Source organism: Paenibacillus sp. FW104-T2, assembly GCF_058789975.1.
Window position 1 is genome coordinate 161,256 of record NZ_JBYTCE010000012.1, and the last position, 25,208, is coordinate 186,463.

General features: G+C 46.7%; 23 protein-coding genes. 11 read left to right on the forward strand and 12 right to left on the reverse strand.

The features are described 5' to 3' along the window. Position 1 precedes the first annotated feature (1 nt). Entirely contained in the window at positions 2-2,395 is a 2,394-nt protein-coding gene (locus AC3WQ3_RS16955) for an ABC transporter permease (protein ID WP_492472861.1), read from the forward strand. 89 nt (positions 2,396-2,484) lie between these two features. On the opposite strand, the gene AC3WQ3_RS16960 is transcribed toward AC3WQ3_RS16955, so the two are convergent. From AC3WQ3_RS16960 to AC3WQ3_RS16985, 6 genes are all read right to left on the reverse strand, one after another. Further along, a complete protein-coding gene (locus AC3WQ3_RS16960) occupies positions 2,485-3,687 on the reverse strand; it encodes a Ger(x)C family spore germination protein (protein ID WP_492472862.1) in 1,203 nt (400 codons plus the stop codon). Continuing rightward, positions 3,684-4,784, reverse strand: a complete 1,101-nt coding sequence (locus tag AC3WQ3_RS16965; protein ID WP_336783908.1) for a GerAB/ArcD/ProY family transporter — start codon at positions 4,782-4,784, stop codon at positions 3,684-3,686. The genes AC3WQ3_RS16960 and AC3WQ3_RS16965 overlap by 4 nt, the downstream gene beginning before the upstream one ends. A gap of 36 nt (positions 4,785-4,820) precedes the next feature. Beyond that, a complete protein-coding gene (locus tag AC3WQ3_RS16970; RefSeq protein WP_492472863.1) occupies positions 4,821-6,536 on the reverse strand; it encodes a spore germination protein in 1,716 nt (571 codons plus the stop codon). 184 nt (positions 6,537-6,720) lie between these two features. Continuing rightward, complete coding sequence (locus AC3WQ3_RS16975) at positions 6,721-7,581, reverse strand: methyl-accepting chemotaxis protein (protein WP_419720068.1); 861 nt, start codon at positions 7,579-7,581, stop codon at positions 6,721-6,723. Between the two features lie 389 nt (positions 7,582-7,970). Beyond that, positions 7,971-8,528, reverse strand: a complete 558-nt coding sequence (locus tag AC3WQ3_RS16980; RefSeq protein WP_492472864.1) for a VOC family protein — start codon at positions 8,526-8,528, stop codon at positions 7,971-7,973. Between the two features lie 124 nt (positions 8,529-8,652). Further along, a complete protein-coding gene (locus tag AC3WQ3_RS16985; protein ID WP_492472865.1) occupies positions 8,653-9,486 on the reverse strand; it encodes a MurR/RpiR family transcriptional regulator in 834 nt (277 codons plus the stop codon). 201 nt (positions 9,487-9,687) lie between these two features. Here AC3WQ3_RS16985 and AC3WQ3_RS16990 point away from each other — a divergent pair, with 201 nt between their 5' ends. The 8 genes from AC3WQ3_RS16990 (at position 9,688) to AC3WQ3_RS17025 (ending at position 16,292) form a co-directional block, all read left to right on the forward strand. Continuing rightward, entirely contained in the window at positions 9,688-10,575 is an 888-nt protein-coding gene (locus AC3WQ3_RS16990; RefSeq protein WP_492472866.1) for a DUF8171 family membrane protein, read from the forward strand. Next, a complete protein-coding gene (locus AC3WQ3_RS16995; RefSeq protein ID WP_492472867.1) occupies positions 10,568-12,430 on the forward strand; it encodes an ABC transporter ATP-binding protein in 1,863 nt (620 codons plus the stop codon). Before AC3WQ3_RS16990 ends, AC3WQ3_RS16995 begins: the two co-directional genes overlap by 8 nt. After that, on the forward strand, positions 12,405-13,232 hold the full coding sequence (locus tag AC3WQ3_RS17000; RefSeq protein ID WP_336783901.1) for an energy-coupling factor transporter transmembrane component T family protein: 828 nt from the start codon (positions 12,405-12,407) through the stop codon (positions 13,230-13,232). Before AC3WQ3_RS16995 ends, AC3WQ3_RS17000 begins: the two co-directional genes overlap by 26 nt. A 43-nt stretch (positions 13,233-13,275) precedes the next feature. Continuing rightward, entirely contained in the window at positions 13,276-14,055 is a 780-nt protein-coding gene (locus AC3WQ3_RS17005; protein WP_336783900.1) for a PHP domain-containing protein, read from the forward strand. 4 nt (positions 14,056-14,059) lie between these two features. Further along, a complete protein-coding gene (locus AC3WQ3_RS17010) occupies positions 14,060-14,188 on the forward strand; it encodes a hypothetical protein (RefSeq protein WP_492472868.1) in 129 nt (42 codons plus the stop codon). Positions 14,189-14,359: 171 nt separating this feature from the next. Continuing rightward, on the forward strand, positions 14,360-15,175 hold the full coding sequence (locus AC3WQ3_RS17015) for an NADH:flavin oxidoreductase (RefSeq protein ID WP_492472869.1): 816 nt from the start codon (positions 14,360-14,362) through the stop codon (positions 15,173-15,175). A gap of 7 nt (positions 15,176-15,182) precedes the next feature. Then, entirely contained in the window at positions 15,183-15,473 is a 291-nt protein-coding gene (locus AC3WQ3_RS17020; RefSeq protein ID WP_492472871.1) for a hypothetical protein, read from the forward strand. A 33-nt stretch (positions 15,474-15,506) separates the two neighbouring features. Continuing rightward, the gene (locus AC3WQ3_RS17025) at positions 15,507-16,292 is read left to right on the forward strand and encodes an NAD(P)/FAD-dependent oxidoreductase (protein ID WP_492472882.1); all 786 of its coding nucleotides are present in this window, start codon (positions 15,507-15,509) and stop codon (positions 16,290-16,292) included. A gap of 137 nt (positions 16,293-16,429) precedes the next feature. Here AC3WQ3_RS17025 and AC3WQ3_RS17030 read toward each other — a convergent pair whose 3' ends face one another. Together AC3WQ3_RS17030 and AC3WQ3_RS17035 are read right to left on the reverse strand one after the other, a co-directional pair. Continuing rightward, the gene (locus AC3WQ3_RS17030; RefSeq protein ID WP_492472872.1) at positions 16,430-17,023 is read right to left on the reverse strand and encodes a TetR/AcrR family transcriptional regulator; all 594 of its coding nucleotides are present in this window, start codon (positions 17,021-17,023) and stop codon (positions 16,430-16,432) included. Between the two features lie 535 nt (positions 17,024-17,558). Continuing rightward, positions 17,559-18,002 carry a VOC family protein gene (locus tag AC3WQ3_RS17035; RefSeq protein WP_354481340.1) on the reverse strand — a complete coding sequence of 148 codons (444 nt, stop codon included), beginning with the start codon at positions 18,000-18,002 and terminating at the stop codon, positions 17,559-17,561. A 92-nt stretch (positions 18,003-18,094) separates the two neighbouring features. Here AC3WQ3_RS17035 and AC3WQ3_RS17040 point away from each other — a divergent pair, with 92 nt between their 5' ends. Continuing rightward, positions 18,095-19,072, forward strand: coding sequence for a helix-turn-helix transcriptional regulator (locus AC3WQ3_RS17040; protein ID WP_492472884.1), 978 nt, complete (start codon positions 18,095-18,097; stop codon positions 19,070-19,072). 11 nt (positions 19,073-19,083) lie between these two features. Here the strand turns inward: AC3WQ3_RS17040 and AC3WQ3_RS17045 are convergent, their stop codons facing one another. Beyond that, positions 19,084-19,449 carry a MerR family transcriptional regulator gene (locus AC3WQ3_RS17045; protein ID WP_183526259.1) on the reverse strand — a complete coding sequence of 122 codons (366 nt, stop codon included), beginning with the start codon at positions 19,447-19,449 and terminating at the stop codon, positions 19,084-19,086. 120 nt (positions 19,450-19,569) lie between these two features. On the opposite strand from AC3WQ3_RS17045, the gene AC3WQ3_RS17050 reads away from it, so the two are divergent. After that, complete coding sequence (locus tag AC3WQ3_RS17050) at positions 19,570-20,220, forward strand: nitroreductase family protein (protein ID WP_492472873.1); 651 nt, start codon at positions 19,570-19,572, stop codon at positions 20,218-20,220. 327 nt (positions 20,221-20,547) lie between these two features. Here AC3WQ3_RS17050 and AC3WQ3_RS17055 read toward each other — a convergent pair whose 3' ends face one another. From AC3WQ3_RS17055 to glmM, 3 genes are all read right to left on the reverse strand, one after another. After that, positions 20,548-21,063, reverse strand: coding sequence for a cysteine hydrolase family protein (locus AC3WQ3_RS17055; protein WP_492472874.1), 516 nt, complete (start codon positions 21,061-21,063; stop codon positions 20,548-20,550). Between the two features lie 199 nt (positions 21,064-21,262). Then, a complete protein-coding gene (gene glmS, locus AC3WQ3_RS17060) occupies positions 21,263-23,095 on the reverse strand; it encodes a glutamine--fructose-6-phosphate transaminase (isomerizing) (RefSeq protein ID WP_127539701.1) in 1,833 nt (610 codons plus the stop codon). A gap of 740 nt (positions 23,096-23,835) precedes the next feature. Further along, complete coding sequence (gene glmM / locus AC3WQ3_RS17065; RefSeq protein WP_492472875.1) at positions 23,836-25,176, reverse strand: phosphoglucosamine mutase; 1,341 nt, start codon at positions 25,174-25,176, stop codon at positions 23,836-23,838. Positions 25,177-25,208: the final 32 nt, after the last annotated feature.

Here is a 25,208-nt window from a genome sequence, read left to right on the forward strand (position 1 = left end):
CATGTTGAAACTTAGCCTCTCCTATCTAGGCAGAAGCAAAATACAAAACTCGTTTATCGCTCTGCTCATTCTTCTATCCACGCTGCTGTTGTCTACAGCTGTCATGATTCTGGCCAACACAGGTAATCAGTTTAGAGAAATGCATACCCGCACCAATGGATCTCATCAGATTTTGACTTTTGATAAAGGCCTGAATGATCCAAAGGCTGTTCACTCCTGGTGGGCTTCGCAGAACGGCGTTGAAGTGTCTGAATTGCTTACGTATCGAACGGTATCGGGCATCTCGTTTCATGGAACGGATATTCCTAACATTTACCTTTACATGATAAATACCCCGTCAACGCCGCGGGTTGTGGATGAGCTTATTTTTTCAAGTGGAACACCGGAAGTGGTTCCCGCGCCAGGTTCGGTCTGGATTCCCACTTCCATGGCCAATGCCTACGGTGTCTCGGCAGGAGATACTATTGGTTTCAAAACGGGGAGCACTACCATCGAATTGAAAGTATCCGGTATTGTAGTCGATGTCCCCTATGGGGCACCCTTCACCAATACAGCACGAGTCTGGATGAACCCTTCCGATTATTCGGAGCATGTTCACTCTCTTCCGGGAAACGATAATTATATGCTGGGTATCCACTTCGACGATTATAGTGCCAATTTAAGCTATTGGGAACGGTATTCGCTCGAGGCAGGCAGTCCGTTTCTGGAAACCAAGATGGAGTTTGAGGGCATCTCTTCTTTCTATCTGATCATTAATCAAATCATCGGATTCATTATGATTTTCCTAGGAGTTGTCATGCTTGCCATCGCTCTGATTACGATCGGATTTACAATTTCGGATGCCATCCTGGCCAACTATAAAACAATCGGCATTCTGAAATCACTCGGACTGACCTCGGCAAAAACGATCGGTACTTATGTCATCCAATATTTCTTGCTTTCCTGTATAGCCATCCTTCCGGGACTTGGGCTCAGTATATGGATATCCAAATTCATCATCAATATCTCCGTGTCTTCTCTTCGCGTGGGAAATCGTGACATCTCGGTCGAGGGGATAGGCTCAGCCATGCTTATGAGCGTATTCCTGTTCACCATGATCCTTTTGTTCGTTGTGATGTATGCCAAAAAAGCGCGGAGTATTCAGCCGGTTCAGGCCATCCGTTATGGAATGTCGGAGCTGGACAATACCCGGATGGCACAGAAAATGAACTCTCCGCTAACCAGTCTCTTCGGGTTCACGCGCCTGCCTGTAGGTGCAGTTATCGGAGTTCGCCATGTCACCAAAAACATCAAAAGTTCTATTCTAATGCTATTGCTGACAACAACAGCCTCTTCCGTACTGGTTTTGGGATTTGTTCTGTTAAGCAGTATCACCGGAATTGCTCAGACCGCTGCCCAGTGGGGTTATGACAATGCCAACATCGCCGCTGTCGTTGTTAATAAAAGCACCTTTCCCAAAGAGGATTTCAATCAATGGTTACAAGAGGATGCAAGAATCAAAAATGCAGGCTGGCAAGGAAACATTACTGGTGTAGTTAGCCCAGACTCTTCAGGGGATGATAAGCGGCAATCCACCAGTGTAGCTCTGAGTGTACTGGATGGAAGTTATCAGGATCTTGGATTTGAGACATTAGAGGGAAATAACCCACAGCAGGAGAATGAAATCGCTATCGGCGTGGGTGTAGCTGAATCCTTAAACAAAAAGCCGGGTGACTTCCTGGCCCTTTATATTGAAGGGGAGAAGCGCACATTTCTCATCACAGGAATATATCAAGCTATTGCCAATATGTCTATCTCAGGACGAATTACGATAGAGGCCATGAATACAATTCGTCCGAATTACAGTGATTTTGATGCTGTATTCATTAATTTGAATGATCCGCTGGAAGCAGAACAGGTAACAGAGGAACTAAACAATGAATTTAAAGATTCCGCTTCTGTTGTCACCCAAAAGACTTTACTTGATTCAGTCTATGCTGAAGCGGCTGACATTTTAATTTATCCCATGAGCCTGATTGGGCTGCTGTTTATCCTGGTCACATTTGTTATTATTTTCAGTACCTGCCGGATTAGTATCCGCAAAGAAAGCAGAACGTACGGGATATACAAATCGCTTGGATTAACCTCGCGTCGCATTCGGCTGTCTATTGCCATGGGAATATCGCTCCTATCCGCGATGGGCGCCCTGCTGGGAATCCTGGTTGGCATGTATGTGCTGCCTGTTCTTCTTGAAATGATCCTTGCTGACTATGGTATAGTACATCTTCCTCTTATTCTAAATGGGGTTGGAATTGTTCTATTCGCTTGCATCGGCATGATTGCAGCAGCTCTCGGCTCCTGGTTCTCCTCCCGTGTCATTCAGGACACATCGCCACGTATGTTGGTAATTGAATAACTTGGACAAGGGCATGTAAAACAGCCTTCTCAGATCCTTCACGGGTTTGAAAAGGCTTTATGGCATGTTCAGAATTACTCCTTCAGATCTTACTCAGTCGAAGACCCCTGATTTTTGATTTTGATTTTAATATCGTAGGTAATCGGGATTTGACTGAATGTCTTATCCCAATCCGGTTTAACTTTTTTCCATACTTTTGGATATTTGATGCGCAGTTGCTCGCCAAACCCGCCAACATCCACCTTGTACTTGTGCTGCATTTTATCCAAAGCCTGTTTCACCTGCTGTTCAGCGATTTTTTTGAAATCGTTCTCCAGTTTATGAATGTAATCTTCATCCCCTGGTATTTCGGGAACGGCCCAATCTTCCATAAACCAGCCTTCTGATTCCACCTTGACATGAAACGAGATATCATCTCCACGGACGATAGGAATAATTTTGCCTTTGGTATGCTTAATCTCATATACGATCGTACTCCCGGTTCGAGCCTCATATGTTTTTAATACGCCTCCCTTAGGCCTTTCCTGGATCCAGGATAGCCCTTCGAGATCGACTTGGCTTAATGTACCTATATGGCGCTTGGTCTTTGCATCATATATCCCGGCGCCTGAAAATTTATGTTCTCCTTTGTAGGAGATGACGTTCTGCAGAAGAAAGCTCTGGCCTGACTGCATGGTTGCATCCAGCTTGGCCAGTGACACGGCGGGCATGATTTTATTCGACAAGTATGAATTGTCAACAAGACCTGTCAGGTAAAATGCCGGAATTTCACTAGGATCATTGGAATGCAATGCATCAATGGCTTTCTCATCACTTACCACAACCAGACAACTTGGACGGATATCATTATCACGCAATACAAAGTCAAGCAATTGTTCCAAGCTGTATTTCCGTGAAATTTCTTGCGAAACCACGATCACTTTCAAGTGATGTCCGATAAGGGGACGATCTCTTCTGAGTGCAAACTGACGGAATATTTCTAATAGCGAATCCCCCGTTAATTGTTCGTTAAAATAGGATTTACCTGCTGCTGGAGAAGCTTGCTGGCTATTTGATTTGGAAGCATCCTTAGGTACAATCTGCACTGTGGCGGTTATGTTGTTTTCTTTGGGATAATGACCACCGTGAGCATTTACATCCTTTTCAAATTCCGTTTGCTCGGCTACATCTATTCCCAGAGCCACATAGACGCCCAAGTCCTCGATCTCTTTGCTGCTCCAGCAGCCTGTTTGCGTAAATAACATGCATAGCGATACCGAAAACAATATTAGTTTCTTCCAAGGCATCTTCATTTCTTCTGGCCTCCTTTTTTGCGAACAAAACTTAACAGCAACAACAGTGCTGGAAGGATGGCAAACAGAAAAACGGAAACTTTCCCCACAAAGTCACCCAGTGCGAAAGTCTGGTTGACGTCGTTCGGAAGAAAGGCAATAAAATAGATAAGGGCAACCAATATAAACATGGCTCCCAGTATTTCCTTTCGTTTGAACAACTGGGCACTTCCTACGGAAGCACCATACAGTGTGACGGTGAATGTCGAGAAAATTTGCATAATCCAAATGACCAGCAGTAACGATTCAAACCGTTCAAATATCAATCCCTGAATCTCAAAACTTCGCATCAAATCAAGGGTTGGCCAGGTCCGGGTCTTCATGCCATTAATGGACAAGCTGCCCACCACCATAATGACTGTAACCAGATAGATCACTGTAGGAATAGCTGTCCCCCAAATAACGGACTTAAATCCTTTCTCTGGACTCTTCATATAAGCCATGATGACAAACATGATCTCATAGCCTGTATAGGCCAAGAGCGACGGCTTCAATCCTTTGATAACCGGCATAAATCCCTCACCTAGTACCGGTCTCAGGTTATTAATTTCAAAGACTTTGCTGCTAAGCAGGATGGCTATGACAAAGATAACAATAGTGATAGGTAAAATAATCTCGAATAATCGGACGATTGCATTCAATCCGCCCGATATCAGATAGATTCCGATCCACATAAACCCCATCACAATCGCCCAAGTTGGCGTACGCTCAAGAAGGTATAAATTGGTCACTTCCGCCAGCACCCTGACTTCGAATGCAGAGATAATAAGAAAATACAGGATGATTGCCATACTGATTACCATGGCAATCCACTTACCGGTAATCTCTGGGACAAACTGAAACACCGTTTTCCCTGGAAATCTCCGGCACAGCGTAACCATGATGAAACCAATGAGCGTAATGATTACACCCGAGATGATAATGGAAATCCACACATCCGGTGTATCTACGGCCTCCACCGTAGTCCGCGGCAAGGTCAGAATACCTGCTCCCAGCATGTAGTTAATGATCATGATCGCTGCCTGCGTAGTCGTAATGGGTGTGTAGGAAGGCTTCATCGGTTTCACCTCTTCATCAGTTTCATAGCCTTGTCCTCATTTCTTGCGGTCCTGATCTTTCGGTTTCATCATGTAAGGGCGTTTCCTCATCATGCTCATCGGGGCCCTAATCAGAAAGTCCTTCCAGTCTGATAATCTATAAGGAACACTCGGGCTGACATATGGAACGCCAAAGCTTTGTAACCGTGAAAGATGACTGCAGAGTAACAGGATAAACAAAACCACTCCGTACAAGCCAAGAATAGCTGCACTAAACATGCCTATAAAACGCAGAATCCGCAGTGTTATACCTGCGCTGTACGTCGGAATGGAGAATGACGAGATTGCCGTAACGGCAACGACAATAACAAGGAACGGACTGACGATCCCTGCCTGTACGGCAGCATCCCCGATAATGAGACCGCCGACGATCCCCATCGCTGGTCCAATCGGTTTCGGCAGACGTATGCCGGCTTCACGCAATATCTCAATCGCCGTTTCCATGATGAGCGCTTCAATAATGGAGGGAAACGGTACTCCTTTTCGCGTCTCAATAATGGTCAAAGCCAGTTTGGTCGGAATCAGACCGGGATGAAAAGAAATAAACGAAATATATAAGGCAGGCGCAAGAAGGGCAATCATGGCTGCCAGAAAACGAAGCATGCGGAGAAATGTACCCGGAATCCATCGCTCATAGTAGTCTTCAGGAGATTGCAGCAGCATGCTGAATGTTGTCGGCACAATCAATGCGAAGGGTGTACCATCCAGCAATATGGCAACACGTCCTTCAAGCAAGGCACTGATCACCCGGTCCGGTCTCTCGGTATTTTGCACTTGTTGAAAAGGACTCAGTTGATCATCCTCAATAAGCTGCTCTATATAACCGGATTCCAGCATGGCGTCCACGTCCAGCCTCTCGATGCGCTTTTTTACTTCAGCTACAATATCCGCGTTCGCAATGTCCTCAATATAAGCAATTACCAAATCCTTTTTGATCCGTGTACCTACTTCATATTTTTTTATGAACAGGCTCTGGTTACTGCCATATCGGCGGAGTACCCCCGTATTATCACTGAGACTTTCCGTAAAACCAATTCGCGGACCACGGAGCAGGGCTTCAGACAACGGCTCCTCAACGCTGCGTGTTTTTCCTTTCGCTGACCCAATCAGGAGAGCTCCAGGCATCCCTTCAATAATCAGAGCATTTTTCCCGGAGAGCACAGCCAGAGCAAGTTCCTGAAGTGATTCGGTTTCCTCTACCTGACTGACAGGCAGCAAATGATTTTTTAGATATCCCTTAAGCAGGTGAGCATGTTCCGGATGTAAGAAAGCCTCCTGTTTCAGCTCAGGTACACCTCTCAACATAAGGGGAGTAATCAAGTGTTCGTCGACCAAATTCTGGTCAACCAACCCATCAACATACATGACAGCTGCAGGCGTATCTGTACCATAGATGAAAAATTCCCGAATATGTACGTCGGCATTCTGGCCAAACGTTTCTCTTGAACTGATCAAATCTGTAGTGTAGTGTCCCGTAAGCTTGATGTTCGCATACGCGCCGGTTTCACTACCCTGTGCCTGGTTAACACCATTCGATGAGGAATCACCTGAGTCTTGCTTTTGCTGTGAATCGGCTTTGGTGAATGCTCCCTTTTTGATGGAAGAACTCAGCCATCGGGCTGTTTTTAATATGACAAGCGGAATAGCCACGACCAAAAAAGCCTGCAGCCATATTCCCCAACCGGGGACAAACGATAAAATTGTAGACCACATCGCCTCTCACCCCAACATTTCTCTATGCTGCAAACCTGAACCTACATGTATTTCTGAGTATTCTTTCCCTGAAGGCTCACAATAATTCCCGTTTTTTTAGCATCATAAAAAGCAGGCCCCTTGTTTCGGGAGCCTGCTTCGTTATTGTCATTGTTTAAATTGATTTATAAAAGAGAGTTACATCTTAGACGATCTTGGTAACTTGCTGCGCCTTGGCATCGAGCAGCTGTGCAGATTCCGCAATCGTTGTAAAATCTTTCAAAGCCACTTCAATCTGCTGCTGACTTTGCTGCGCATACCCTTCGACTTTTTGTCCACCGCTGGATATGTTCTTAATCTCCTTTGTTATGCCTTTCACACTATCGCGGATTTCATTAATGGAATCGGTCACCATGGCAGACAACTTTCTGACTTCCTTCGCCACAACATCGAAGCCGCGCCCGTACTCACCTGCATGTGCAGCTTCGATGGCCGCATTCAGTGCGAGCAGCTGTGTCTGCGATGCAATCTGCTGAATGGTTTTGACAACACCTTGGATCGAGCCTGCTTGCTCCTGCAAATCAGCTAAAGTAGCCCGGTTATGAGCCGAAACCTCTGAAATTTCTGTGATGCTGGACAGCAGCTCACGACTGCGTTCAATCCCAATATCCGCATGCTCGTTCATCTCATGTGACATCGTTTTCAATTCATGGACTACGGCCGAGATGTTTTTCTGACGGTTTGTAATGTTGGTGGCAATTTTGGAGACGCCCAGAATTCTCTCGTTATTCTCATCGTAGACAGGCATATATGTTGCTTCAAGCCATACGGAGTTGCCACTGGCATCCTTACGCTCGATCTTGTCCTGGAAGCTTACGCCGTTAAAGATACTGTTCCAGAACAACTCATAATCCATGCTGTTAGCGAAATCAGCAAAACATAATTGCCGATGATGCATCCCGTACATTTCATCTACCTGATATCCCATCGTACGAGCAAATGTCTCATTGACATAAGTCACCCGCCGATCCAGATCGAAACGAATGATCGCCAGACTTTTTTCCATGGCCTTAATGACCAGCGCGTCGGTGACAACGTCTTTTTTCTTGTCCAACTCTACTATAGGCACCTGATTTCCCCCATAACCTTATTCTTATCGCTTATTTTTTCGTAGATTATCCCTGTGCAAAATTCAAAAATGGAATTCCGTTTTCTCCAATTTTTATGTATTCACGTGATCGTTCTGAACGCTTCTACTATTGATACCCCAATTGAGGACATTTGGATCACTTATCTTTGATTTTTCAAAAAAAATTTTGCATAATCTTATTTTGGTAAACTTAATGGACTAAGCCTCATTTTATTATCAACGTGTCAACACGTAAATGGACAAATACGCACAAAAAAAGGACCGTTTCATCCGAAACAGTCCTCACAAGGAGCGAGCTCAGCACATCAATATGAAGGGCCTTCCCAGTCTCTAATCACTCCTTCCTGCCTTGGGTGTCCAACGTTGATCCTCACTATCATGGGGATAATCGATGCCGGCCGGGTAGAGATCAGCTCAATCAACATGCCCCACGGTGCACGTCCATATACAAATTGATTGCCTTCCCCGCCTTCGATTGGGCCGGACAAAGCACTGGGCTCGGAGAGAAGCTCTCCTCCTGCCTCTGTGAATCGTTTCACCGCGTTCTCCATCTGATCCACATATAAGGCTACATGCTGCACAACGAAGTCTGATGCCCTGGCAGGATCATTCTGCTCGGTATTTCCAAACTGAAATAGTTCAATACTGGCGCTCTCCCCGACAGATAACATTCGAATATGAGTGGCCTTGGCTCCAGGTGGAAGCCCCAGCTTCCGTTCTGCTTCAGTACCTTCCTGCGGGGGATCCTGAGGCGTAATGTTGTCATATACAAGTCTGGCGCCGAATGCCTGCTGAAGAAAAACAGTCGCTTGTTCCACATCCGGCACAGTAATCCCTATATGATCGATTCCTCTTGTTGTCATACGATCTCCTCATTCCATATGTAATTCAACATGCTCGTGAGCAAGAGTAGTTGCTCTTACTATGTTTTTACACCATAAGAGGACCGATATAACAACGTCAGATTACCCACGGCTATACCATGAGTTATCCGCGAGGCAGCTTATCCGCATACTTACTGCGCAGTTCAGCAAGCCTCTCCAGCTTGGATAACGCCAGCTCCTTCTGCAATAACCCAACAGCGAGCACCAGCTGTTCCATAAGGAGCAGTGGAGTAACCATGGAATGGAACTCCCCGAGCTCACCGCGGCTCACATAGAAAGACAATTCCGTTGCCAGTCCGTATAACAAATCCTCCCGGTCTGTCACAAGTACGGCCTTGCTGTTTACTTCCTTGGCATAATCCAGAATAACCTCTGCTTCAGGCAGCAGACGGGTAAAGCTCATCAGTAAGACCATATCCTCCTGCTGCATGTGCATCAGGGATTCCAGCAATTCATGTCCGCTTCCAGCCAGATGGATAACGGTTAATCCAAATCTCGATAAACGGAATGACAGAAGATCTGCCAAACCGGCTGAGGGCCCAGGCGCATAGATATATACTCTTCTTGCCTCAGCAAGAATGGAAGCGGCATGCTCCAGATCTCCCTGCTTCATATGTAAAAACGTCTCCTGCAAATGGGATACCGAGGCTTCCAGCAACTGCACAGGCAAGCTGCTCGTGTCCATGCGGGAGATTGTTTTATTTAATTTGAGTGCAGGTGTCGTGTCCTCAGAGGTGCGCAGCCGGATTTTGAATGCTTTGGCATTGTCATACCCAACGGCACGCCAGAAGCGGGAAACGGTGGCTATACTGACTCCGAGCCTGTCGGCAATTTCCTGCTCCGTCATGAATAATATCTCTTCAGGGTTGCGCTCAACAAAATCGGCAATTTTCAGATGACCAGGTGATAGCTGTTCTTTTTGGGCAAATAAATTCATTCCGGATTCACTCCTTTTCTCGCTCTGCCATCAGTATACCAGCTGGCCTGTGATCAAGTGGTTTATCTGTGTAATAAATTTTTCATTTATTTTTATATCTGTAATAAATATTACAATCGATTTACAAATCTCCCCTTTAGCGTTAATACTCTGCCCCTAGACTGTGGCTATGATCAACCACATTCAGGGAGGTATGTATCGATGAAGAAGATGACTGAGCGTTATACGCTGACGTCTTCACAGAAAATGATGGTGTTTGTGCTTTCCATGTCACTGTACGGCTTGTCCAACATGTTTACAGAGCTCATTCCGAAGCTTCAGCTGGGACCGATTGAATTGTCCGTTGAGTATTTTGCTTTTATTCCGCTGACGCTCTGCATCCTGTTCCATCCCATGATTGCCGCTCTCGGTGCTGCTCTTGGTGAAGTCATCTTCGGTGAGCTGATGCTGGGCCAATTCGGCGGACTCGGCGAACTGGAGAAATTCATTACCTTTTCCTTCGCCATGTATGTTGCGGGCCGGATGGTCAGTGATCCCCGCAATCGCAGGCAGGTCGGCGTCGCTGCCATGACCGGAGTCATCATTCATCAATTCCTTAGTTCATTGGTCGATATCGGAAAAGTATGGATTGGCGTGGAAGAACTCGAAGCCGTTCCCGGACTTGCCGAGAGTGTTGTGCTGATTGAAGGTGTTGGATTCCTGAACGACGTATTATTCTCGGGTATCCTGTTCGCTCTGCTGCCTACGCTGTACCTTGTTCCTCTTCTCTATGGCAAAATCGAACCACTGCTCGGTATTAAACCTCGTAATCCTGGCATGAAATATGAAGGTATCGGCTTCTTCCGTCCGAAGCTGTTTCTGATCGGTCTGCTGCTGTTAGCAATCGCTTTTGGCGCGGAATCCCTGTCCGAGATGGACATCAACTTCGCCGTTTGGGAAACGGACTATGCAGATCAATACGGCTCAGCCTCGATTTGGATTAGTATCGGTGCTGCTGCATTCATCGCGGTCGTAACACTTTGGATCATGCGCGCAAAACGAAGCAAAAACAAAGCCATTTCAGGTACGGAGAATCGCCCTTATGCCTAATATACATTCTTCCCACCCTGCTTCTTCACCCGATACTGTTATTGCCATTCATGATGTTACGTTCACCTATCCCGGTTCGGAAGAACCTGTTCTGAACGGAGCCTCCCTGGAGCTCTCCCGCGGAAGCTTCACTGCGATTATCGGAGGCAACGGATGTGGCAAGTCAACGATGTGCAAATTGTTTAACGGCCTGATTCCCCAGTTCTATACCGGTGACTTTACGGGTGAAGTGCATGTACTAGGAGTCTCGGCGGCTGGGCAAAGTGTTGCAGATCTGTCCAGAAAAATTGGGTATGTCTATCAAGATTTTGATAATCAGCTGGTACGCCCAACCGTGCTCGATGAAGCTTGCTTTGCTCCACTGAATTACGGACTAGCCAATTATAAGGAGCTGGGTGAACGTGCGCTGACGATGTGTGGACTGGACTCCATCCACAATCGGTACATCTGGGAATTGAGCGGCGGACAGAAGCACCTGCTTGCACTTGCCGGGGCACTGTCGATGGACCCTGACATACTTATCGTGGATGAACCCGTTTCCCAGCTGGATCCACAGCATGCCAGACTCATCTACGAATGCTTGTCCCGTTTGAATAAGGAGCACGGGAAGACCATTATTGTCATCGAGCATCATACCGAATTTATCGCTGACTTCTGTGCGGATGTGGTCCTGATGGACAAAGGTCGCGTTCTGTGGAATCTGCCCGTTAAAGAAGGTTTGAATCGGATTGCAGATCTGGAGCGGCTTGGTATTCAGCCTCCTGAAGTGACCCGTGCAGCCATTCAGGCTGTTCCATTATTGAAACAAGATCAGACAACCCAACCCGAGCAGCTGCATCATCAGCTCTTTCCAATCACGGTGGAGGAAGCCGCGGTTTATTTTCATCAACAGCACAATGCTGCGATATCCGCACTACTGGCCAATCAGGGCAGACAGCCCCATCCTGCGGAGAGCAAGTTACAGTCCTGTTCTGAAGAACATGCACATGCTGCTTCTCTGCCGATTGTTGAATTCAAGGATACACGTCTGCGATATAGAGGGCTTGGCAAAAAAGAACACGAAATTATTCGTGGTGTTAACTTTTCACTCCATGAAGGAGAACGGATTGCCCTGGTGGGCAACAACGGTGCAGGCAAGTCTTCACTACTCCGGCTCATGGCCGGCATCAGTCTGCCTCAGGAAGGCAGTGTCCGCGTGCTTGGGGATATCACACATCGTTCATCTTTGGAACAGCTGGCTGGCCGAGTCGCTTATATTTTTCAACAATCTGCCGAGATGTTCATCGAAGACAGTGTGCGCAAAGAGGTTTCATATTTCTTGAGAACCCGCCGCATCCAGGGAGCCGATGAACAAATCGCACATGTACTCAATCGCTTTCGGCTTACCACGTTACAGGAGCGGGATGCGCGTCTCCTTAGCGGCGGACAACAGCGACGCGTTACCCTTGCGATCGGGGCAGCCATGAAACCTTCTCTTATGCTGCTTGATGAGCCTACCGCTAACCTGGACCTGGCTACGCGAGAAGAATTGATCGGCGTATTGGATGAACTGGATCAGCATGTGCGGACAACGGTGATTGCAACTCATGATATGCAGCTGGTTACCCAATGGGCCAGTCGTGTCATCGTGCTGCATGATGGACGTGTTGAGGCAGATGGGACACCTGCCGAGGTGTTTGCCGACGAGCCGCTTCTGCGGCGCTCTGGACTTGCCCTAACTCAGATGATGGAACTATCTCATCGGTTGGGTCTATCCGCACTCTGTCCGACTCCCGAGACATTTGTGGAGAATCTTTTGAATCATTCGTTTACCAAGGAGGAAGACATTGATGCAGCTTGTCCGCAACTGGTTTGACAAAATATCCATTGAACGCATTCAGCTGGAGTTGATGAATACCGTATATGGCAGCGGTCATGCAAGTCTGTCCCGAATTGATCCGCGTGTCATGCTCATCTGGTATCTCTTCTTTGCTATCGTTCCCTGGTTCGTTCATAACGGCACGGTGCTGCTAGGCATGTTTATGCTCATGGTCACCACGACCATCCTGTCCCGCGCTGCTCCCTTCATCATCATCATTCTATGTCTGGGGCTGATCGGTCAGGTCGGCTGGATGTTTATTATCTCGCTGTTCTTCGGGGGGAACCTGGAATCCGCATTTCCGTTATTACTCCTAACCCTCAAGCTGTCGATCGTATCCCTCGCAAGCATCACTGTCTTTTCGGGTATGGACCCGGAGCGAATCGGGGATGGCTTGCTGGCACTCGGAATACCCGCGGCATTCTCGTTCAGTCTATCGTATGCGTACCGCATTTTGCCCGTGTTGTTTGGTGAATTCCGCAACATTATGCTGTCGTACAGATTGCGGGGTCAGGTCCCTTCCAGCCATGGCTGGTTCTACTGGCGGCTTGTTGTTTACTACATGAAACTGTTTGTTGTATCCTTTTTCCCGTTAATGCTGGCCACCGCCAAACGTTCTCGTACCACTGTGGAAGCACTCGAAACCCGTGGTTTCTCCTACGGAATGAAGAATCCGGATTCGAAACGGCTGAAGCTGGCCCATCTGAAGATTACCCCACGTGATATCGGTTTTCTTGTCGGCTCAGCAATCTATGTTGCTCTCCTGTTCTGGCTCGGCGCACATTACGAAATTTTGTAATTCATATACTTAACCATTCATCGAATAAAAGGAGTGTCATTACATGCGTATTGATCTTCATACTCACGGCAAATTATCCAAAAACTCTGATTTCTCTGTCGACTACTTCACTGAAATGGTCGCCGAGGCCAAGGCCAGCGGACTGGATGCCCTCGCGCTTACCGAACATTTCAACACCCGCCACTTCTACGATGTTTATGAGACGCTGGATCGTCTCTACCCCTACAACGGAGAATATTATGACGCGGACGGACTGCGCATTTTTCCCGGGATGGAAGTGGACATTCAGGAAACTGGACATATTTTGCTCATCGGTCAAAAAGAGCATATCCTTGCCGTTCGTGCCGGCCTGGAAAATTATACAGCCAAGGGGTCATTTATTCCCTTTGCCGACCTGCTTGATCTGGCCGAGGCCTGGCCCCTGTTCAAAATTGGTGCACATCCTTTCAGGGAATCCACTCCCCTGTATAAACTGGATCGAGCTCTGCTCGGGCGACTGGACGCGTTCGACCTGAACGCCAAAGATATGTACAAAACCGGTATCCAGACCTGCCGCAGTCAGGTTGAGACGTTCGCCCAGTCCCTTGGCAAACCCGTAACGGCCGGAAGTGATACGCACCAATGTCTGCAATACGGTAGTGTATTTAATGTATTGGACCGTCCTTGTGCCTCTGTTGCCGAACTGAAAGAGCTTATCGCTACCGGGCAGTACACCCTTGAAATTTCCCCTGATCTTCCTCTTCGCGTCAAAGCCTCGGTGATGCTGAAGAAAGTCATGAAACGTCTTGCCAAGCTCGAAGCCGCCAGCTTGCAGGAGGTTTAATTGCTTGGATTATACATTGGGCCTGCTGGAAACATTCCTGCGGGCTTTTTTTATCTACCGTCCCTTGAGACCATCTGCCCTCGTCCCTCTAATTCATCTAGGATTAGTGCGGCAAGCAGCACTGACTGGTTGACACCATCTTAGACAATGGTTGTGTTTGTGATTTTTTTCACTTTTAATATCATTAAAAAGGATTACCATGAGCTTATCCATTATATTACTCATGAGTAACCTATTCAGTGAAATTTCTAGAAATCATTTATTGATCAAGTCCACCAACCAGAACAACAGGAGGTATATGAACATGAGTCATCCTTATGAAAAGCTGTTCACCCCCTTTCACATCGGAAGCATGGAAGTGAAAAATCGAATCGTCATGTCCCCCATGGGGACAAACTCTGCCGGGCCCGATGGCCGAATCTCACTCGAAGAGATTGATTACTTTGAAGAACGTGCCAAAGGTGGCGCAGGCATGATCATCCTGGGTGCACAATTTCTGACGGAGGATTTGGCGCAGGGTGTACTCGAAGGCATCGTTGAAAAAGATTATGTCGTACCAATGCTTACCGATCTTGTGGATGCGGTGCAGCGTTACGGTACCCGGATTATCGCTCAGTTAAGCTGCGGAACTGGGCGTAATGCACTGCCAGATCGTTCAGGCAAGCCCCCGGTATCCGCCTCGGCCATCCCTGCCATCTATAATCCGGAGGTTATATGTCATCCACTTACCGTGGAGGAAATTCAGACGATCATGGATCAATTTGCAGATTCAGCTGCCAGGCTGAAACGGGCAGGATTCGATGGGATCGAGATTCATGCCCATGCCGGTTATCTGATTGACCAGTTCATGTCCCCCATCTGGAACAAACGTGAAGATGAATATGGAGGCAGTACCGAGAAGCGCATGCGATTTGCGGTTGAGATTGTTCAGGCGATTCGCAAGGTGGTAGGTCCTAACATGCCTATCCTGTTCCGAATCGCGCTGGATCATCGCTTTGAAGGCGGCCGTACGGTTGAGGATAGTCTGGAGATGCTTCAGTGCTGGCGTGGACGCCATAGATATCGATGCAGGTTCCTACGAGAGAATCGATTACATTTTCCCACCAGCCTATCTGGGTGATGCCTGTATGGACTACATGTGTGCACCTGCCCGGCAAGCGGTGAACATTCCCATCCTGAACTCGGGCAGCCATACACCCGAGAGTGCAGTACGGTTAATTGAGTCCGGCGACGCCGACTTTGTCATGTTCGGCCGTGCGCTCATCGCCGATGCCGAGCTTCCGAACAAGCTGCGCAATAATATGCGCGAAGATATCCGTCCGTGTATTCGTTGTAACGAGGAGTGTATCGGTCGCATTATTGAGCGCAACACCAAAATCAGCTGTGCGGTTAATATTCAGGCCGCGAATGAAAAGTGATTTACCATAGAGCCTGCGGAGACACCGAAGAAAATTGTTGTTGTAGGCGGCGGTCCATCCGGACTTGAAGCAGCCCGTGTAGCTGCAATCAAAGGTCATGAGGTTACTTTGTATGAGAAAGAGGCAGCGATTGGCGGACAGGTAACCAGTGCGGCTACGCCGGAATTCAAAGGTCAGCTGCGTGCCTTGATTGCCTGGTATGAACGGCAGCTTGAGCAGCTTCACGTGCATATTCATTTGAACCATGAGATCACACCGGATGATCCAGCGCTCCATTCGGCCGATCACATTTTCATCGGGGCAGGGGCTGTACCTCTTATCCCCCCAATCCCCGGTATTCATCATGAGCATGTCATTGGGGCAATTGAAGCACATTTGCAGAAGGAACTTGTTCGCGGCGAACAGATTGTTATCACGGGCGGCGGTTTAACAGGATGTGACCTGGGACTTGAGCTGGCTATGGAAGGTAAAAAAGTGACCATTGTGGAGATGCGTCCGGAAGCGGGACAAGAAGTGATGTACATTAATCGGGCAGCTCTGATGCCCATGCTGGAAAGTCACGGGGTGACCATACTCGGAGGGCACAAAGTCCTTTCCTTTGAAGCCAATGGTTTATATGCGGAGAATGCGGAGGGTTCCAAGGTGTTTATTGAGGCAGATACGATGATTAATGCTTTTGGTATGAGAAAAAATACAACCATAGCCGAGCAGATTCGAGCCAAGTTCGAATCCAAAACCAGCCTTATCGGCGATTGCGTCAAAATTGGTAAAGTAGGTACTGCCGTGCGCTCTGGTTTTTATGCTGCGAGCGCAGTCTAACCGTAGCTCGAATAGAGCCAGACTTCGATAAATACGGAGTCTGGCTCTTGGTGTTATCATGTTAGGCTATCATTCAAATGCAAAACCATAATGAAATCAAAAGCCTGGTTCAACTGCATAGCGCATTGAATAGGATTTTAATCCCGATGCTTCGTGTCCAAAATTCCGTAAAAAAACAGATCTTGCGTGATCCGAGCAAGCTTGGATGGCGTTTCGTGCCCCGGCAGCAGCTTGATCAGTGTTAACCGCTCCACGATGGCAACCAAAGCTTCGGCGAAGAAAACCGTATCCAGATCCAGCCTGTAATATCCGGCTTGTTGTTCGGCAATCAAATTTTGCTCCATCAAACCCGCAATTTCGGCTTTGATTCTCACCGACTCCGCGGACTGATACAGCCCGATCCGGGTCAGCGCCGGATTCTCCCCGAGATAACGGTAGATCTGACTCAATGATTCCACGACGGCTTCCTTGAGATCGTCCCTGTTCTTCCCTGCCTCGATATGACTATCCCGAACAACCTGGATTAGTCCATTTCGAAAACCATCGATAAGCTCTGCAAAAGCAGCTTCCTTGCTGTCAAAATAAAGATAAAATGCAGGCTGCGTTACCCCTGCACGCGCAACGATGGAGCTTATTTTCGTCTGATAGAATCCATTTAACGCGAATTCCTGTGTGGCAGCCTCCAATAGTCGCAGTCTGCTCTCTTTCCCGATAACCCCTTGTTTTCGCAATCCAGTCCCCTGCCCCCTCACTATTTACACTAGCCTGCCTCTGACGTTAGGCTTTCCTCTAATTATACATAACATCACCATGATGAGTTAATGACGTAGAGCAGGGTGTTCACTCCCCCTATGCTTATAGCATTAGGTTAGGTTTACGTTTCCGTTAGATCGACGCGTTCTGAACGTTCATTTTTCTTATATTGAGTAGGCGATTTGTGCGACGGGGCTGTTCGGCAGTGAGCTCATTGAGTTCTCCTGTCAGCGGGCTGTCTCTCTCGTTTTGATGCTCGCTGCACGGGCTTTGATTTTCAGTGAAAAAATGATGAAGCTCAGGGCGTCACAGTTACATAGTAAATGAGTAAAAAGAAGATAGGCTCCTGTATTCCGCGATGATCAGGCCATCTTCAGATTACGGGAATATTCCTATTCGGGAAAACAAAGAAAGAAGAGCACACTGGTATGGTTGCCAATGGTTCTTCTTTTTTGATGCTTTTGATGATATTCTATCGAACCGGGCGAGCAGCCCTCATCCTTGATTTTATGTTTAGAAATCGTGCACGGTCACACAGAGCTGAATCGCAATGCCGAACGGATCACGCACAATCCCATAACCTGGGCTAAATTCATTTTGTTCGTAAGGCACGAGCACTTTCACGTCCTCATGTTGTACAAGAGAGGTATACAGCTGATCCATCGTACTTTTGTCCTTGGATTGAATACATAGCGATGTACTGTTTCCGAGCTGCCAAGGTCTCTCCGGATCCATTGCCTCCTCTGCAATCATGATCTTGTTTACCCCAATCTCCAGCACCGAATGTGTAATATACTCATCTTGGCCAGCAGGGTATTCGAAGCCCGGGTTCATTTCCTTCATCTCTTTATAACTTTTCTTAAAAAGCACTTTGGCCCCCAAAACCTTCTCATAAAATGCTATGGCTGCTGCCGCATCCCCGTTCATCGACAAAAATGGGATCACTTCAAAATTCATTATCGTTTGCCTCCTTGGTTCGATTGGATTACACTTATCATCATAACAACAAAAGGTGCCAATACATGGCACCATTGAAAGGTTTCTTTATGATGAAAAAATCAGAACGCATGAACCAGATGCTGCGCTTTATCAATCAAAAGCAGCAGTTTACCCTGCAGGATCTCATGCAGGAGTTTCAGATCTCCAAACGAACCGCGATAAGAGATATCGCCTCATTGGAAGAACTTGGTGCACCCATCTATGCCGAATACGGGAGGTACGGCGGGTATCGTCTGCTTCAACAGATGCAGCTGCCCCCCATATCGTTTAACACGGGAGAGCTTCATGCCCTTTATTTTGCCATACAGGCCCTTCGGAGTTTCTCTAACCTGCCCTTTCAGGCTACCTTCCGTTCGATTCATGAGAAATTCATAAGCGCGTTATCCGATAAGCAGCGTCTGGTAATCCAGAACATACAGCATCGGGTTTCGTTCAAACATACGGAGCAAATTAAGGATAGTGAGAACCTGGAGTTTCTATTGATGTCCGCCGTACAGAATACAGTGATACAGATTGTTTATCAAAATGTTCGCACGAGCAGACATACCAAAAGCTCATCTTCAAACGTAACCAGCTCCAATGTCCGCACCATCCAGCCCATTGCCCTCTATGCGATGAGAGGCTATTGGTATTGCCAGGCATATGACCTGCACAAGCAAGCGTACCGCGTATTTCGATGTGACCGAATCACATCACCCCAACCAACAGATATTGAGCCCTTTGACCATATTAAAAAGCTTTCGCTCCAGGATGCCCATTCGCTCTGGAAGCCATCAGAACAAGCCATTCCCTTTCAATGCCGAATCAATGAAGCGGGAATGGAGCTATTTCACCAGGAACACTTTCCATCCATGAAACTCGAAGTGTATGCGGAACAGACCTATCTTGTTGGTTCGTATGAACCTCATGAGCTTGAATTTATCATTCGTTACCTTGCGGGCTATGGCAAATCCATTCAGATCATGAAGCCAGCCAGCTTGAAGCAAGCACTGAGACAATATTATCTGGATTTACTGGAGCATGTTTGATTTGAAATGATCTAATACTTTCCGAATCCATCCTCACAGGTAATATCCGTCTCGAGGATGTCGTACAGATTTTGTTTAGCGTGTTCCAGCTTCTTCTGTATTTCTTCAATTTCGGATATCTTATCCTGAAGAATGCTTCTCTGTTCATTTCGTGAAAATCCGGCTTTGGAGATCATGGATTGAATATCCTGAATCGTAAAGCCAACAGCCAAGCTTTGCTTCACCACATCCAGATGCTGTACGATGCCTGAATCATATACCCGGTAGTTATTCTGGTCTCTAAGAACATACTCATCCGTGATAATCCCCATCTTTTCATAGTAACGGATCGTTGATATAGGAAGGTTTACTTGTTTTGCTACTTCACTAATTTTCATATGGATCGCCCCTCTTCGTGCTCTTGCTATAAAGTATACTTCATAGTTTACACTCCTCATAGTGAGTCGGATGAAAGCCTGAATCCAATCACGCAAATATGATCGAGGAGAGATAACGATATGGATACAACTACTGGCCAATCTAACAGAACAAATGATTTTAATAACATCGTCCTGGAACGTCGTTCCGTTAAAGTTTACAACCCTGAGGTGAAAATCAGCCGTGAGGAATTGAGTGAGATATTGGCGAAGGCTTCCCGGGCCCCCTCTGCCATTAACATGCAGCCCTGGCGTTTCCTTGTTATTGATAGTGCTGAAGGAAAAGAGAAGCTTGCCCCACTAGCCTCTTTCAACCAAACACAGGCTCTTACCTCATCAGCGGTTATTGCTGTATTTTACGATGCCGAGAACATAGCGTATATGGACGAGATTTTCAGTAAATCAGTGGAATTGGGATACATGCCGCAAGACATCAAGGATATGCAGATGCAGCAGGCCAAACCTTATTATGCAAGCATGAGTCCATCCGAGCTGCGTGACATGAATCTCATTGACTCAGGCCTTATTAGTATGCAGCTTATGCTCGTTGCCCGTGCCCACGGATATGATACCAATCCCATGGCCGGTTATGATAAAGACCGAATTGCCGAGGTCTTTGGCCTGGACAAAGAGCGTTTCCAACCCGTGATGCTGATTTCCATAGGCAAAGCTATCAAAGATGGACATCCTTCCTATCGCCTTCCGGTTGATACGATCACCACTTGGGCATAATCAAAAGCTGTTCCCAAGAGTGACAGGAGGATCGACCTCCGTAAGATAGTACGTTTGTCTCTAAGCGATATTAGGAGCTTTAACTGACCTGCCAAACCTTAAAGACATAAACAGTATGTACTGATAATCAAACAGAGAAAAACACCTTATTGTTGGATAACAAAAAGGGTCCTATGACAGTATTGATTGCCATCAGGACCCTTTACTACATTACAATTACTTAGATTAATGTTATTTACTTTTACATATATACACTCGACTGATCAATGCTCATGTATTGATTATATATTATGCGTGTTCTTTTACGACTCATCATCTATCCAACTTCTACAATTCACCATCTATCCAATTCAAAAATCTATCCCCCCATATGTGTTCATAAAAGGAAATGGTCTCTTTTGCAGACATCCATCGATTATCAAAAGTAGCGGTTGCATTACGTATCATGTAGTTTTTGTAACCCAGCCCATGAGCAAATTTAATCGTAGCATCCATACAGTATTCTGTCTGGGCACCACAAAACTCGATACGATTTACAGTGAATTGGTCCAGGAGGCTTTTCAGGTTGGTGTTATAAAATGAATTCGCATGTATTTTCCGTACAAAAATGTCTTGCTCTTGAACATCCAGATCGGAATGAATAGCCCATGGTTCCTCTCCAGGCACTAATTCTTCATCACCATGCTGAACAAAAATGATGGGTTTATCTAATTCTCTATAAATAGCAATTCTCCGATTAACTCTATCGAGTAAATTCGGCAACTCATACAATTGGTTCTCACCACTGTAACATACGCCATTTTGTAGATCGATCACAATCAACACATCTGCACAAGTCGCCATCATTTTACCTCTTTCACCTTGGAATATGTTTAACTAAATTGATCGGATGATGAAAAAACTTATGTTCAGTATACTGGATAACAAAAAAAGATGATATGACCAAGTCATATCATCTTTTTTACTACCTATTACATTATTTTAAGATTTCATGAATACCATCCACTACTCTTATCCATTAACGAAACGAACGATTTACCTCTTACTCAACCGTTACGCTTTTCGCCAGGTTACGTGGTTTATCCACATCGTGACCCAGTGCCAGGGAAGCGTAGTATGCCAGCAATTGCAATGCAACTACGGACAACGCCGGGCTGAGCAGTGGCAGTGTCTTAGGAATCGCAAACGCTTGGTCTACGGATTTCAGCAAGCTTGCTACGTGCTCTTCGTACGTAATTGCCAGTACATCCGCGCCACGTGCTTTTACTTCCTTGATGTTGCTCACTGTTTTCTCGAGTACGTTCTCTTGTGTTGCCAAGGCAATAACAGGAATACCGTCTTCGATCAATGCCAGTGTACCGTGTTTCAACTCACCTGCAGCGTATGCCTCAGAGTGGATGTAAGAGATCTCTTTCAGTTTCAACGATCCTTCTTGAGCTACCGCATAATCGAGACCGCGGCCGATGAAGAAGAGATGTTGATGTTTGGAGATTTGCTCTGCGTATCCTTTGATCGCATCCGCTTGCTCCAGCATGGACTCCACTTGCTCTGGCAATGCCTGCATTGCTGCCAGGGTATGTGCAATCTCTTCGGCTGTTTGTGTACCGCGCACTTGTGCAAGGTACAGACCAAGCAAGTTAAATGCGATCAACTGTGATGTATATGCTTTGGTGGAAGCAACCGCGATTTCCGGTCCTGCCAGTGTTGCAATCACATCGTCTGCATCACGTGCAATGGAGCTGCCCACTACGTTAGTAATGGCCAGTACGTGTGCACCATTGGATTGTGCTTCGCGCAGTGCAGCAAGCGTATCCGCTGTTTCACCAGATTGGCTTACAACGATAACGAGGGTATCTTTGCCCACGATTGGGGAACGATAGCGGTACTCGGAAGCAACATCCGTTTCAACCGGAATACGTACCAATTGCTCAATTACTGTACGTCCAACGAGACCTGCATGGTACGCAGTACCACATGCAATGATTTGAACGTTACGAATATTTTTGATTTGTTCTTCTGTCATTTTCAACTCAGGAAGCTGAACCTTTTTGCTTTCATTATCGATGCGACCCAGCATGGTATCACGGTATGCTTTTGGTTGCTCATGAATTTCTTTCAACATGAAATGCTCGAATCCGCCTTTTTCTGCAGTTACAGCATCCCAATCGACACGAATCATTTCCCGAGAAATAAAGTTGCCTTCAATCGTCATCAATTCGACAGCATCATGTGTCAATACAGCCATTTCACCATCATTCAGAATGTACACGTTACGTGTATGTTCCAGAATTGCCGGGATGTCGGAACCAATGAAGTTCTCGCCTTCACCAATACCAATAATTAATGGGCTTGCTTGACGCACAGCTACCAGTTTCTCCGGCTCATGCTCTGTCAATACACCCAGTGCGAATGCACCACGCAACAACGTGATCACTTTTTGCACTGTTTTAACGATATCACCATTGTATTCACGTGCAATCAGGTGAGAGATAACTTCAGTATCTGTCTCGGAAGTGAACGTATGACCTTGAGCGATCAGTTCATCCTTCAGTTCGAGATAGTTCTCGATGATACCGTTGTGAACCACAGAGAACTTCTGGCTTCCATCCGTGTGTGGATGGGAGTTCTCATCCGAAGGCTTACCATGAGTTGCCCAACGTGTGTGTCCGATACCGGCATTACCTACCAGTGGTGCACCATCCAGCTTGGCTTCAAGGTTCGCAAGACGACCGAGAGCTTTCGTGATTTGCAGACCTTCCGGTGTGAATACCGCGATACCTGCAGAATCATAACCACGATACTCGAGCTTTTTCAATCCTTCGACCAATACCGATTGAGTGTTCTTATTACCAATATATCCAACAATACCGCACATAGTTTAGTTCCTCCGTTTGTATATGAATACTGTGTCACGAAGAGAAACAGGCTGTCGCGGCATATCGAAAAAATGAATGATTGCCTAAATGTATCATGAATACCTGTTACCTATTCAATTATCAATGATCAGACCGGCCTCTTGCCGCTCTTCCGTCATCATAAGATGTTATGAATGCAATCATGAATGTACATCATTTTTCCGTCCGCGCACCTATTTTGCTCTTCGCGCACATTCATTTGAATTTTAGTTTACTATTGCACCTACCGGCGCGTTGTGTGGACAGTCACCCATCCATTTTCCGCAATCCGGTTTACGGCTATGGTGCATCACCGGGAGGTCCCCGCCGAACAATCCGAACACCTCCACCTCGTCAGCTTGATTGCCGTCGATCCTGATCAGTGAATCTCGAGTTCCAAGATCCATACCATTCAGAATCCTTCCCGCGCAACTTCAAGCTCTGGCGCTTGTGTAACTAATACCTTACGATCCTCACTTTCTGTGTCTGAATGACGACTCCACTCATTATATGCACGTCAGGTTCATTTTGCAATGGAGCAAAGTACCTGTGACCAAATCAGCATATTTACCCACAATCCCGACCGGATTATCAGACCTTAGGCCTTGCCAGTCGGGACGCGGGATTTTTGTTCTTGCTTCAAGCATATACCCTTTATTATACCATTCTATGATGGCCATCCCACAGTGGGAATGTGTACACAAAATGTATATCTAAGGTGCTAAACCAGTTCCTTTTGCACCACGTCTGCGATCTGGGATACAAACTGCTCCAGTTCATCTTTATCTGGTCCTTCCGCCATAACACGAATCAGAGATTCTGTACCGGACGCACGAACAAGAACACGTCCATTATCACCAAGCTGTTGTTCTACAGTAGCAATAGCCTGCTCGATTGCAGCATTACCTTCGTATTTGCTCTTGTCTTCCACACGGACGTTGACCAGAACCTGTGGGTACTGAGTCATTAGTGATTTCAGATCACTCAGCTTCTTGCCCGATGCCTTGAGGGTATCCACGAGCTGAATAGCTGTCAGCATGCCATCTCCGGTCGTATTGTAATCCAGGAAAATAACATGGCCGGACTGCTCACCACCCAGATTATACCCACCGCGGCGCATCTCCTCCATCACATAGCGGTCGCCCACAGCCGTTTTAGCTGTTTTCAGTGCAAGCTTCTCCGTAGCTTTATAAAATCCGATATTACTCATGACGGTGGATACCACTGTACTGTCTTTTAGCTTGCCCGCACGATTCATCGCATCACCACAGATGCACAGAATGAAGTCTCCATCGACCTCTGCGCCCGTTTCATCAATGGCAATCAGACGATCCGCATCTCCATCAAAAGCAAGACCCAGATCCGCTTTATGTTTAAGCACTTCTTGTTTCAGATGCTCCGGGTGTGTGGAACCACATTGCTCATTGATATTCAGGCCGTTGGGCTCAGCACCAATCGCAATGACTTCCGCCCCAAGCTCTGTAAACAGTTTAGGTGCCAACTCATATGCTGCTCCGTTGGCACAATCGAGTACAATTTTAAGTCCAGAGAACGACTCAGTTACGGTTGTTTTCAGGTATTCGAGATAACTGTAGCGTGATTGCTCATCTACCGTTACGGTCCCCAATCCGCCGCCAACAGGACGTGGCAATTGATCCGTTTCAGCATCCATCAGTTCTTCAATCCGATTCTCCGTCTCGTCAGATAATTTGAAACCGTCCCCGCCAAAAAACTTGATTCCGTTATCTTCTACCGGATTATGGGAAGCCGAAATCATGACTCCTGCGTCGGCTTTAAGCAAACGAGTAATATAGGCCACTCCCGGAGTGGATACAACGCCCAGACGGATGACATCTGCACCGATGGACAATAGACCTGCAACCAGCGCAGATTCCAGCATCAGTCCCGAGATCCGGGTATCCATCCCGATAACCACTTTGGGTCTCTCTACGCCGCCAGCAAGCACGTAACCGCCACATCGACCGATGCTGTAAGCCAGCTCCGCCGTTAATTCTTTATTGGCAACACCTCTTACACCGTCTGTACCAAAATATTTCCCCATGATCTAACTCCTTTTATTCGCATCATATAAGA

Bases quoted from the DNA above. Each gene is read 5' to 3' on its own strand.
- AC3WQ3_RS16960 (WP_492472862.1), bottom strand. From the start codon at position 3,687: ATGAAGATGCCTTGGAAGAAACTAATATTGTTTTCGGTATCGCTATGC.
- AC3WQ3_RS16955 (WP_492472861.1), top strand. From the start codon at position 2: ATGTTGAAACTTAGCCTCTCCTATCTAGGCAGAAGCAAAATACAAAAC.
- AC3WQ3_RS17000 (WP_336783901.1), top strand. From the start codon at position 12,405: ATGCAGCTTGTCCGCAACTGGTTTGACAAAATATCCATTGAACGCATT.
- AC3WQ3_RS16965 (WP_336783908.1), bottom strand. From the start codon at position 4,784: ATGAAGCCTTCCTACACACCCATTACGACTACGCAGGCAGCGATCATG.
- AC3WQ3_RS17035 (WP_354481340.1), bottom strand. From the start codon at position 18,002: ATGAATTTTGAAGTGATCCCATTTTTGTCGATGAACGGGGATGCGGCA.
- AC3WQ3_RS17045 (WP_183526259.1), bottom strand. From the start codon at position 19,449: ATGAAAATTAGTGAAGTAGCAAAACAAGTAAACCTTCCTATATCAACG.
- AC3WQ3_RS17015 (WP_492472869.1), top strand. From the start codon at position 14,360: ATGAGTCATCCTTATGAAAAGCTGTTCACCCCCTTTCACATCGGAAGC.
- AC3WQ3_RS16980 (WP_492472864.1), bottom strand. From the start codon at position 8,528: ATGACAACAAGAGGAATCGATCATATAGGGATTACTGTGCCGGATGTG.
- AC3WQ3_RS16975 (WP_419720068.1), bottom strand. From the start codon at position 7,581: ATGGAAAAAAGTCTGGCGATCATTCGTTTCGATCTGGATCGGCGGGTG.
- AC3WQ3_RS17055 (WP_492472874.1), bottom strand. From the start codon at position 21,063: ATGGCGACTTGTGCAGATGTGTTGATTGTGATCGATCTACAAAATGGC.
- AC3WQ3_RS17050 (WP_492472873.1), top strand. From the start codon at position 19,570: ATGGATACAACTACTGGCCAATCTAACAGAACAAATGATTTTAATAAC.
- AC3WQ3_RS16970 (WP_492472863.1), bottom strand. From the start codon at position 6,536: ATGTGGTCTACAATTTTATCGTTTGTCCCCGGTTGGGGAATATGGCTG.
- AC3WQ3_RS16995 (WP_492472867.1), top strand. From the start codon at position 10,568: ATGCCTAATATACATTCTTCCCACCCTGCTTCTTCACCCGATACTGTT.
- AC3WQ3_RS16985 (WP_492472865.1), bottom strand. From the start codon at position 9,486: ATGAATTTATTTGCCCAAAAAGAACAGCTATCACCTGGTCATCTGAAA.
- AC3WQ3_RS17040 (WP_492472884.1), top strand. From the start codon at position 18,095: ATGAAAAAATCAGAACGCATGAACCAGATGCTGCGCTTTATCAATCAA.
- AC3WQ3_RS16990 (WP_492472866.1), top strand. From the start codon at position 9,688: ATGAAGAAGATGACTGAGCGTTATACGCTGACGTCTTCACAGAAAATG.
- glmM (WP_492472875.1), bottom strand. From the start codon at position 25,176: ATGGGGAAATATTTTGGTACAGACGGTGTAAGAGGTGTTGCCAATAAA.
- AC3WQ3_RS17005 (WP_336783900.1), top strand. From the start codon at position 13,276: ATGCGTATTGATCTTCATACTCACGGCAAATTATCCAAAAACTCTGAT.
- AC3WQ3_RS17020 (WP_492472871.1), top strand. From the start codon at position 15,183: ATGGACTACATGTGTGCACCTGCCCGGCAAGCGGTGAACATTCCCATC.
- glmS (WP_127539701.1), bottom strand. From the start codon at position 23,095: ATGTGCGGTATTGTTGGATATATTGGTAATAAGAACACTCAATCGGTA.